This is a genomic window from Lacinutrix sp. 5H-3-7-4, assembly GCF_000211855.2.
GTDB lineage: Bacteria > Bacteroidota > Bacteroidia > Flavobacteriales > Flavobacteriaceae > Lacinutrix.
This window is the reverse complement of the sequence record NC_015638.1, coordinates 1,002,348-1,014,076: the sequence shown is the minus strand read 5'-3', so window position 1 is coordinate 1,014,076 and position 11,729 is coordinate 1,002,348. Positions and strand designations below refer to the sequence as shown.

Sequence of the window (11,729 nt, the reverse complement as noted above, 5' to 3'; positions counted from 1 at the left end):
AAATGAAAAATTTTAAACTAATTTTTAGCCTGGCAATACTAAGTCTGGCCTTGTTTTCTTTTTCAACAATTGCGCCGTCAACTAAATACAAATGTATGGTGCAAATGACCAATTATACTGGCGAAGGCGCATACATTGCTATTTCATTAATTAATCCAGAAGGTGAGTACGAAAAAACACTTTATGTACAAGGTGATGATGAAGAATGGTATCATGATATTACACAATGGTGGAAATTTCAAGGTAAAGTTCGTACAGATATTGATGCTTTAACAGGCGCAACAATTTCTGGAGGTGAACGTGCCATTAGCGTTATAGAAATAGAAGACTCTAAAATAGATTCTGGTTACAGCATACGTTTTGAAACCGCTGTAGAAGATCAAGAATATTACACAAAAGATGTAGAGTTTTTACTAACATCAGAGAGTGTGAAAAGCAAAAAGGAAGGCACAGGATTTATTCGTTATATACGTTTAATGCCTAACTAAACACGTATCTATGATCATTTCTATTTGGAGGTATAGTCACTTAGCATTAGCTATAACTTCTTTTGTATTTGTCTTTTTAGCCACAATTACAGGAATTGTACTCGCTTTTCAGCCAATTTCAGAGCAAATACAACCTTTTAAAATAGATGGTATAGAGCAGTTAAATGTAGAGCAAACCGTTGCTACATTTAAAAAACAATATCCAGAAATTATTACAATAGAAGTAGATGCAAATCAATTTGTATCTGCTTCTGTAATAACAAAAGACGGCGAATCTTTAAACGGTTATTTTAACCCTAGAACCGCTGCTTTTTTAGGCGAAAAACCCGAAGTATCAAACCTCTTTAAATTTACAACCAATTTACACCGCTCGTTATTTTTAAAAGGCGTTGGTCGTTTTTTTGTTGGCTTAGGTTCATTTTTATTATTTCTAATTGCATTTACAGGTTCCATTTTAATTATTAAGCGCCAAAGCGGCATTAAAAAGTTTTTCTCAAAAGTTATAAATGAAGATTTTGCCCAATACTGGCATGTTATATTAGGTCGATTATCTTTAATACCAATAATTATTATAACGCTTACAGGTGTCTACTTATCGTTATTAAAATTTGACATAATTGAAGAAAAAAAAGAAAAGCACAATATAAATTTTGAAACTATAACTGAAGCAGAAATAAAGCCTGAAACGTCTGTTTTTGAAACCATTAGTTTAAATAATGTTGAAACTTTAGAGTTTCCGTTTTCTGAAGATGAAGAAGATTATTTCATCTTAAAACTAAAAAATAAAGAACTTCTTGTACACCAATATTCTGGAAAAGTTTTAAGTGAAGTTAAAAACCCGCTAGTCACTTTTTTATCAAACTGGAGTTTAGTTTTACATACAGGAAAAGGCAGTATACTTTGGTCTGTTATATTATTAATAGCTTGTATAAACATTTTGTTTTTTATCTATTCTGGTTTTAAAATGACTATAGATAGGCGTAAAAAAACGGTAATCCCAAAAAATAAATTCAACAAGGATAATGCAGATATTATAATTCTTGTAGGATCAGAAACTGGTAGTACTTACCATTTGGCAACAGCCTTTTTTAAAGGTTTGTTAGATAAAGGTAATCGTGTTTTTATTTCAGATTTAAACAGTTATACTAGTTATAAAAGTGCCACGCAACTTATTGTGTTAACATCAACTTATGGCGAAGGTGAAGCTCCAATAAATGCTAAAAAGTTTTTAACGCTATTACAAAGTGTAAAGCAAGAGCGTTTAATACGTTATGCAGTTGTAGGTTTTGGCTCGCTACAATATCCAGAATACTGCAAATACGCACAATTAGTAGATGCTAATTTACAAGTGCATTCACAATTTCAACCCAATATGGAATTGTTTAAAATCCATAACCAATCAGAATTGGAATTTAAAAATTGGGCTACAAAATGGAATAATATTGTTGCTTCTGGTTTAGATGTAACCAATTTAAAAGTGTCTAATAAGCCAAGAAAAGAACAGGTTTTTACAGTTGTAAATAAAACCGATGTTAATATAGATAACACGTTTTTAATTACTTTAAAACCTAATAAAAAACTTAAATTTAAGTCTGGAGATTTACTATCTGTAATTCCTAAAAAGGATAAAATAGAAAGGCTTTATTCTATTGGTAAAATAGATGGTAATATTGTTATAAGTGTAAAAAAACATGAATTTGGTGTGTGCTCAAATTATTTTTATAATTTAAAAAGTAATACTCAAATAAAGGCAGTTATAAATCATAACCCAAGCTTTAATTTACCTAAAAATATACATAATGCAGTTTTTATAGCAAATGGCACAGGAATAGGACCGTTTTTGGGTATGATGCAACACTCTAAACCTATTACAAAGCATTTGTTTTGGGGAGGCAGAACACAGCAGTCGTTATCTCTTTATAAAAACATTGTAGATAGTAGTTTAAAAAGTGACACATTAACTAGTTTTAATGTGGCTTTATCTCAAGACACTAGCGATAAAATTTATGTACAGGATATTCTAGAAAAACAACACACTATTATAGCTGAAGTTTTAAAAACTAAAGGTGTAATAATGATTTGTGGTTCAATTGCTATGCAAAACCAAGTGTTAGAGGTTTTAAATACTATAACAACTGAAACACTACAACAACCGTTAAGCGTTTTTGAGCAAAACAATCAAATATTAACTGACTGTTATTAACCTATAAAACAATATTATGTGTAAAGGAATAGAAGCGATTAATAAAACATCTAAAGGCGAATTAAATTTTTGTAGAAATTGCCAGCAGTTTCATTTAGAATTTAATAATATTTATTTTGAGTTTACGCCTGTAGAGTATAAACAGTTCAAAAAATACGTGTTGTTAATCGAGTCTGAGTTTTGGGAAAGAAAGTATGCAAATGCTAATGTTAGACGCAAAATTCCTATTCCAACATTACAAGAAAATTTAGTTTTAATGTTTAATAGGCAAGAAGTTGCAGAGCTTAAAGCTTTAATTAGTAATAAAAAAGAGGCTGTTTTTAATAGTATTTTAAATGTTGATGATATAGATTATACCTTTATTATTAATTAAGGATAAGAGACTTTAATATTGTGTAAATTTGCACAAAATTAAATTTTAAGAGATTTGAATACATGAAAAAAGACATTACTATTCCTGAGGTAAAAGATATACATGTTGCTGTTGTACAGGAGGAACATATAGAATATAAAACTTTAGATTGGAATGCTTACATTATAAATAATAGCGATCAAGATTTAGATACTGTAATCATAGTGTCTCAAGGTTATAATGATACTAAAATGACACCACCAATGCGTCATACAATAGCTAAACTTCCAGCAAGAAGTTATGCTAAAATAGAATACTTGCAAACTAAGGTGCTAGCTTTAAATAATACTTTTAAAATTACTTTTTTTGAAGGTAATACAATGTACGATAAAACGTATTTGTTTAGAAAAAATACGATAAACGATAAGGCTTTGCAACGTGTACCATTAATGCAATTAAAAGGTATTTTGGTTAAGTAACTAATCTCACTTGGTGTGCGTTAGCGATTGCAGTAGAAATCCTTTTTATGAGGCACGATTAAAAAGATTGTAACGTAAAGCGCGACCTTTAGGTAACGCCCAAATAAATATATAAATTAAAAAATCCCTTTAGCTAAAGGGATTTTTTTTAATCTAATTTATCGGTTAGTTTTTTAAAGACCTTTTTGGCGTCTTTACCTTCGTAAAGTACAGCGTGAACAGCATTTATTATAGGTAATCTTGTTTTCTTTTTGTTTTTCTCGTTTAATAAATAGGCGCTTTTTGTGGCATAATATCCTTCGGCAACCATATTCATTTCCATTTGTGCAGATTTTACGGTGTAACCTTTACCTATCATGTTTCCAAACATACGGTTTCTTGAAAATACAGAATAACCGGTTACTAGCAAATCTCCCAAATAAGCCGAGTTGTTAATGTTACGTTTCATTTTATGCATTTTTTTAATAAAACGCTTCATTTCACGTATAGCATTACTCATTAAAACACTCTGGAAATTGTCTCCGTAACCTAAACCATGCGCAATTCCGGCTGCTACAGCATACACGTTTTTAAGCATTACGGCATATTCTGTGCCTATAACATCGTCACTAATTTTAGTTTTTATGTAGTCGCTTGATAAAGCATCTGCAATTAATTGCGCTTTATTAGCGTCTACACATGATATTGTAAGGTACGATAAACGCTCAAGCGCAACTTCCTCTGCGTGACATGGGCCGGCAATAACACCAATGTTTTCAAAAGGGACATTGTAATTATCATGAAAATGTTCTCCTAATAATTTACCTGTTTCTGGTATTATACCTTTAACAGCACTTACTACTATTTTATTGGTTAATGGTAATTGTAGTTTTTTTAATTCATCATTTATAAAGGCAGATGGTATAACAAAAATTAAAACATCTGCAAGTTCTACCATTTCGTTAATATCGTTAGTAATGGTTAATTGCTCTAAATGAAATTCTACCGAACTTAAATAACTTGGGTTATGTTGCTCTTTAAGTAAATGCTCTTTAGTATAAATGCTTCGCATATACCAACCTACTTTCTCTTCGTTTTCGCACAGCATTTTTACAATAGCTGTAGCCCAACTTCCAGAACCAAAGACAGCAAATTTTAATTTTTTAGACATATTTTAGTTTCAATTATAATTCAAAAATACATAATTAATAACAGTTGATAAATGGCTTGTAATAAGAAAATTCCAATTTTGGCACAGCTTTTGAAATCTTATTAATATCAATCCTTAAAACAACAATTATGAAAACATTAAAATTACTCACAGGTTTTGCTTTAATAGCAACATTATTTACCTCTTGTGTAACAGAAGTGGTTGTAGACGATTTTAACAACGGGCCAGCACCAGGTATAAGCGTAAATCAATTACTTAATTCTTACGAATTGTGGTACGTAGATATAAACGAAACCATTGGTACAGGCGAAACACCATTTTTACAAATTGCTTTTACCGTATCGTTTAGAAATGGTACTTTATATGCTAATAACAATTTGGTTGGTATTGGTAGTCAAGGTAATGGCTTTGGTATCCCAATTGGTTATTATGATGCTTATAATATGATATTAGATACAGATCATGATATAGATGGTTATGATAGTTTTGATGTTTACCAAGTAGATTATAATACTATAGAGTTGTATAACCCGTTTAATGACACATCATATTTTTTAAATGGGTACCAACGTTCTAATTTTGATTACGATTATGTTTTTTATGATAATATTCAATACTTTTTGCAAGAATACGAAGCATGGGAAAAAACATATACTAGTGAGTTTGGAGCATTAAATGAGTTTGATAATGAAAATTGGTTACAGTTTTTAGCCGGTGGAAACGACTCTACATTTAGAAGCTCACAAGACCCAGCAGCTACGAACCCTAATAATATATATTGGGATTTTACAGGAGATTATGCTGTACAGGATATTAGCGGAAACTTTTACCTTAAAAACCTTATTTTAGATTACGACTATTTTGATAATGAATATTTTGAACTAAGTGTAATTAATGATCAAAGAGTAGAGTTGCTACATCCAGATTCTGGTACAGTTTACGAGTTTACTGGACGTGGTTATATAGAGTATTTAAAAGAAGGTACTACAGTAAATAAAAGTAAATCTTCTGGTGATAAAAAACGAGTACAGCGTACACCAAAAGTAGAAAACAATAGAGAGAATACTAGAGACAAGGTATAAAACAATGAAGTGATAATAAAACTGCTTTAAAAGTATAATTAGAGCAGTTTTTTTATGTTATTTATCGAAATTTAAGAGAATAATAAGAGTGATAAGTTGCAATTGAAATAGTTTTTATCCAACTTTACAAGACATTAAAATATTAACAACTAAAAATAAAATACAATTATGGGATTATTTTCATTTATTAAAAATGCAGGCGCTAAAGTATTTGGCATAGGAAAAACAGATAAAGAAGAAGCTGCAGAAGCTGCTGCCGCAGAACTTAAAGAAGAAGCTGCTGCTGCTAGAAAACTAGAAGAAACAATTAGAGATCTAGACTTACAAGTTGATGGATTAAGCATACATATTGATGATGATGCCGCTACAATCTCTGGTATGGCTCAAGACCAAGCAACAAAAGAGAAAGCAATTTTAGTAGTAGGAAACAGTATTGGTATTGCTACTGTAGACGACCAAATGACGGTTGAGCATAAAGAACCAGAAGCTCAATTTCATACAGTTGTAAGTGGTGACACTTTAGGAAAAATCGCAAAGAAGTTTTATGGAAATGCTATGGAATACCCAACCATTTTTGAAGCTAATAAACCAATGCTTGAACACCCAGATAAAATTTACCCAGGTCAAGTATTACGTATTCCTACAAAAGAGTAAATATTAATATATAGAATAAAAAAAAGCCAACTCATATGAGTTGGCTTTTTTTCCGCTATTAACCAATTCTAGTATAATAAGGCCTACTTTATTAACTAGAACTTTACTTTTATATCATTGTGTAGAATAATGATTAATTAAAGTAAAAGGTTTAAATCAAATAAAGGAACTAATAACTCTATTGTTTGATTTGTCTCTTTCAAAACTATTGCAATGTTAAGAGTTTCACAATTTTATTTTTTAGAAAATGATGTATTTCGTCGAAAAATGCCAATAATTAACATTTTGGCTTACGGTAAAAACCGTAAAATTTTTTTTTGTAAGAAAACATAACTAAAAATATAGGAGAAAAATTGTTTTAAAATAAAAAAGCCAACTCTTACGAGTTGGCTTTTTCCGCTATTAACCCAATCTAGTATAATAAGACCTACTTTATTATCTAGAATTTTACTTAATATCATTTTTGTAGAATAATGAAATAGTTAAGTAAAAAGTTTTAATCAAAAAGGAAGTAAAATTCCTTTTGCTGATTGATTGTTTTCAAAATTATTGGAATAAAAAGAACCTCGCAAAATTTTTTGTTTTATTTATGTGTATTTCATCGAAAAAATGTGCATTTGTGCATTTCATCTTACGGGAAAAACCGTAAAACCGATATTTGTAAGAAAAAACAACAGTATTTTTAAGTCTTAATCTTGTTAATGCGTTTTTAGTCGATTAATAATTATTAGTTTTTTAATAATTATAGAAGTAGAAGATTTTTATGTAGCACTGTGGAATTTGTTACTTTAAAATTACCATTGTATGGTAACAAATTCCTTTAGTAATACTTTAATTAATCCATTTACTTAGCTTTGTAAACAATTCTTCTTTTACAATAGGTTTAGATAGGAAATCTACACAACCTTTATGGTAGCATTTTTCTTTTTCATCTTGCATAGCATAAGCTGTTTGCATAATAATTTTAGCCTCAGGATTTAATTTTAATATTATTTCCATGGCTTCAATACCACTCATTTCTGGCATTCTAATGTCTAAAAGCACAACATCTATATTAGGCGTACTTTTATATAGCTCTACAGCTTCTTTTCCATTTTTTGCAAATAGCACATTTACACCTGTATCTTTAAGTACAATTTTAAATAAAAGTCTAATTAAAGAGTCGTCTTCTGCAATTAGTATATTTTTATTTAGCAAAAACTTGTTTTTAAGCTTTTGGTTTTTTTCTATACTTTTATGTTTTGTATTTGCTTCTTTTAAAGGTATTGTAAACTCAAACATAGAACCTTTATTTTCTTGAGATGTAACTGTAATATCACCACCTAATAGTGTTACAATTCCTTTACTTATAGAAAGCCCTAATCCTGTACCGCCATATTTTGCGTTACTTTTATAGTTTAGCTGTTTAAATCTTTCAAATATTTCAAGTTGCTTGTTTTTGTTAATTCCTATACCTTGATCTTTTACAAAGAACTTTAGAAATTTTCCAATTACTGTAAAGCCAAATGAGATATTACCTTTTTCAGAAAATTTTAATGAATTGTTTAAAAGGTTAGATATGACTTGTTGCAGTCTTTGCTCATCTGTAATTATTTGTAAGTCTTTATAGTTTTCTGGGATGTAAGTTGTAAATGTTATGTTCTTTTTAAGTTTTACAATTTTTAATTGGTTGTAGGTAATTTGTAAGTTTTGAATAAGCTTTGGTACATTACATTCTGTATAATTTATTTTTAATTCGTTTGACTCAATTTTGGCAATATCAATAATGTCGTCAATTAAATTTAATAGCTGTTTGGAGTTACTATCTATAATTTCAAGATATTTTAATCTATCGGTTTTAGATAGACTATCTTTTTTTAATAATTCTGAAAAGCCTAAGACACCATTCATTGGTGTTCTAATTTCATGACTCATATTTGCTAAGAAATAGTTTTTGTGCAGGTTTGCAGATTCTGCTGCTTTTTTTGCATTTATTATTTCTTCTTCAATTAATTTTTGTTTTGTAATATCTTGAGCAGCACCTCTTAAAGCTATAATGTTTCCTTTTTCGTCCTTTACAGCTTCTCCTTGTGCTCTAAGCCATCCTTTTTCGCCATCTTCTTTTATAAGGTTTAATTCTATAACGTAAGGTATGCCGTATTTTTGGGTTTTCTCTACAGCTTTATTAAGGTTTAGCCAGCTTTGTTTTGTAAACAATTTTCGTTGTTTTGAATAGTCTGGAGGCGTAGAGTTAGGGTCTAGTCCATACATTTTAAAAAGTTGCTCTGTCCAGTATACTTTATCTGTTTTAAGGTCTAAATACCAGCCGCCAACAACTGTGAGTTCTTGAATTCTATTTAACTCTGCTTCACTTTTTTTAAGAGCTTGCTCTTTACTTTTAAGCTCAGTAAAATCTGTTATTGTTCCTGCAAATTCACCATTTTTAGGTGAGAATACGTTTACTAAAAAGTATTTATCTAAAGATTTTATGTAGCCTTCTATAGTTTGGTCTATGCCTGTCATGGCAGTTTCGCCATATTTTTTAATCCAATTTGTTAACTCATTTTTTATAACTGGTAAAACGGTAGATGCTTTTTTACCAATTATAGCTTTAGCTTTTAAATTAAATAATTTTTCGTAAGCAGGATTAACATCTATATATTCCCAATCTGTAGGATTGCCGTTTTTGTCTTTAACAATTTTAGCATGAATAAAAGCTTCGTTTAAATTTTCGAATAATTTGTGATATTTTAAATCTGTATCTGCTAATTCATTTTCAATTTCTTTAAGCTTATTAATGTTATCGAGTGTAATAACTACTCCGTTTATAACCTTATCTGAAGTAATAAATGGGCTTATACGTAGTAAATAAAAGTTATCGTCCTTGTCTTTTACTTGTTTTTCAATAACCGTTAATTTATCTAATACGTTTTTAGAGTCTTTAATTATTAGGTTTCTTGTTTGCTCTTCAAAGTTAGATGTAAAACTAGATAAAGGTCTACCATGATCTATTTCTTGTAAATTAAATACATCTTGAAGCGCTGGTGTAAACTTTCTTATTCTTAAATCTGTATCTAAAAATAATGTTGCTATATCTGTGTTGTCTAGCAGGTTTGTAATGTCGTTATTTAAGTTTGTGAGCTCTTTATTTTTTTCCTGCATTTCTGTATTTACGGTATACAGTTCTTCGTTTACAGATTGTAGCTCTTCGTTTGTACTTTGAAGTTCTTCATTAGAAGCCATTAGTTCTTCGTTAGAAGATTGTAACTCCTCGTTACTGGTTTCTAATTCCTCGACTACATTTTGTAATTCGGTTTTTGCTATTTTAAGATCGCTTTCTAAATCCTCAAGGCGTTGTACGGATGCCTCATCAATATCAATGTTATTAACAATTAATGGTTGGTTATAATTTATAACCTTATCGTTACTAAATTCTATTAAATAACAGTCTTGTAAATTATCAAAATTTTTGGGTTCGTGAAATTTTAAATCGAAAGAGAAATTTTCTTTTTCTGTTTTGTTTTGAATGCCTTTAATAATAACATCTTGCTTTTGTGCTTCAAGTCTTCTTATTCCACTTCTTATAACTACAGAAATGTCTGGGCTTACCATTTGCAATAAGTTGTTTTGAAAAATTCCTGAATTGTGAGATAAGCGTTTTCCTGCATCACCATTAATAAATAGAATATTGAAATCTTTATCAATAAAAATAGAGGCAGGACTAAATTTTTGACTTAAATATTTATGAAAAATTAACTCTGGACTTTCCTTTATATTTAAAGAGCTGTATGTGTTTTTGCGTTCAGGGTACTTGTATGCTATTGCCGATATTTTATCTATACTTGAATTTTGTGATGGTATTTGTTTTGTAGAGGATATATTTTGAAAAATTTTCCATTTTACATCTATTGTTTTAAAATACTTTGAAACTTCGCCTAAAGATTCGCTATTACCTAAAAATAAATAAGAATATTTATTTAAGGCAAACTGAAAATTCATCATTACTTTTTTCTGTATCTTACTATCAAAATAAATAAGTAGATTTCTACAAGAAATAAGATCCATTCTTATAAATGGAGGGTCTTTAATTAAATTATGGTAAGAGAACACTATTTTTTCTCTAATACGTTTAATAATTTGTATTTTATTTCCTGTTTTTATAAAATATTGGTCTAAGTATATTTTATCAATTTCATTTATAATATTTACATGATACATGCCTTTACCAGCAATGTTTAATGCTGTAGGATCTATATCTGTTGCAAATATTTTAAAATCAAGATTTAGTTGGTGAGATCTTATATAATTGTCTATTAATATTGCTAATGTATAGACTTCTTCTCCTGTAGAGCAACCTGCTATCCAAACCCTTATAATTTCAGAGTTGTCTTTATTTTTACATAACTCTGGAATTACTTTTTCTTTTAAATTTTTGAAGGCTTCACTGTCTCTAAAAAAGCGTGTAACACCTATTAAAAAATCTTCTTGTAGAGCTTGCTGCTCTTCTATATTACTTGAAACAAATGTAGTGTAATCGTATAGGTGTTGAATATTTTTTATATTCATTCTTTTTTCTATACGTCTTAAAAGTGTATTTTTTTTATATTCTCTAAAATCTATGCCAGAGTGTTTATAAACAACAGTTAATATGTCATTTATCAAGGATTCGTTAGATGGATTTTTTTCAAAATCATTAAGAGCTAGAGACCTGCTTGTTGGATTTTTATGTATGATTTCTGCTATTTTTTTTGGGTTCAAAATGTAGTCTACAATATTTGTTGAAATTGCAGAGTTTGGCATTCCATCAAATTGGGCAGATGTTGGGTCTTGAACAATAATTGTGCCTCGACCTTCTTTTATTGTTTTTATACCTCTGGATCCATCAGATCCTGTTCCAGATAATATTACACCAATAGATTTTTCTTTAAATTCTTCTCCAAGCGTATGAAAAAAAATGTCTATTGGTAAGTTTAGATTATTTTTTGGGCCTTTGTCTAATAGGTATAATTGAGACCCTTTTATGTGTAGGTTTTTGCTACGTTGGTTTAAATAAACGCAATTTGGTTTTATTTTTAGTTTGTCTTCTGCTGTATAAATAGGCATTTCTGTATGCTTACTTAGTAGCTCTGGCATTAGGCTTTTAAAATCTGGAGAAAGGTGCTGTATAATTATAAATGCCATTCCTGTATTAGGCGGTATGTGGTCAAACAATGTTTGAATAGCATCTAAACCACCAGCAGACGCTCCAATACCAACGACATGAAACTTAGGGCTTTTGTTTTTCATTCTAGTATTATTGATAGTATTTTGTGTAGGAATTTACTTAAGGAAATAAATTTATT

At 29.5% G+C, this 11,729-nt stretch carries 8 protein-coding genes; 6 read left to right on the top strand and 2 right to left on the bottom strand.

The genetic code is table 11. The features are described 5' to 3' along the window. Positions 1–2 precede the first annotated feature (2 nt). The 4 genes from LACAL_RS04415 (at position 3) to LACAL_RS04400 (ending at position 3,522) form a co-directional block, all read left to right on the top strand. Positions 3–488: a DUF2271 domain-containing protein gene (locus LACAL_RS04415; RefSeq protein WP_013869504.1), complete on the top strand. Its 486-nt coding sequence runs from the start codon at positions 3–5 to the stop codon at positions 486–488. A 10-nt stretch (positions 489–498) separates the two neighbouring features. Beyond that, entirely contained in the window at positions 499–2,691 is a 2,193-nt protein-coding gene (locus tag LACAL_RS04410; RefSeq protein WP_013869503.1) for a PepSY domain-containing protein, read from the top strand. 16 nt (positions 2,692–2,707) lie between these two features. Further along, entirely contained in the window at positions 2,708–3,064 is a 357-nt protein-coding gene (locus tag LACAL_RS04405) for a DUF6686 family protein (protein WP_013869502.1), read from the top strand. A gap of 62 nt (positions 3,065–3,126) precedes the next feature. Beyond that, a complete protein-coding gene (locus tag LACAL_RS04400; RefSeq protein ID WP_013869501.1) occupies positions 3,127–3,522 on the top strand; it encodes a phenylalanyl-tRNA synthetase subunit alpha in 396 nt (131 codons plus the stop codon). A gap of 148 nt (positions 3,523–3,670) precedes the next feature. Here LACAL_RS04400 and LACAL_RS04395 read toward each other — a convergent pair whose 3' ends face one another. Beyond that, complete coding sequence (locus LACAL_RS04395) at positions 3,671–4,672, bottom strand: NAD(P)H-dependent glycerol-3-phosphate dehydrogenase (RefSeq protein ID WP_013869500.1); 1,002 nt, start codon at positions 4,670–4,672, stop codon at positions 3,671–3,673. Between the two features lie 128 nt (positions 4,673–4,800). Here LACAL_RS04395 and LACAL_RS04390 point away from each other — a divergent pair, with 128 nt between their 5' ends. Further along, on the top strand, positions 4,801–5,754 hold the full coding sequence (locus tag LACAL_RS04390; protein WP_013869499.1) for a hypothetical protein: 954 nt from the start codon (positions 4,801–4,803) through the stop codon (positions 5,752–5,754). Between the two features lie 168 nt (positions 5,755–5,922). After that, complete coding sequence (lysM, locus tag LACAL_RS04385; protein WP_013869498.1) at positions 5,923–6,408, top strand: peptidoglycan-binding protein LysM; 486 nt, start codon at positions 5,923–5,925, stop codon at positions 6,406–6,408. An 831-nt stretch (positions 6,409–7,239) separates the two neighbouring features. Here the strand turns inward: lysM and LACAL_RS04380 are convergent. Continuing rightward, positions 7,240–11,673: a CheR family methyltransferase gene (locus LACAL_RS04380; RefSeq protein WP_013869497.1), complete on the bottom strand. Its 4,434-nt coding sequence runs from the start codon at positions 11,671–11,673 to the stop codon at positions 7,240–7,242. Between the last annotated feature and the right edge of the window lie 56 nt (positions 11,674–11,729).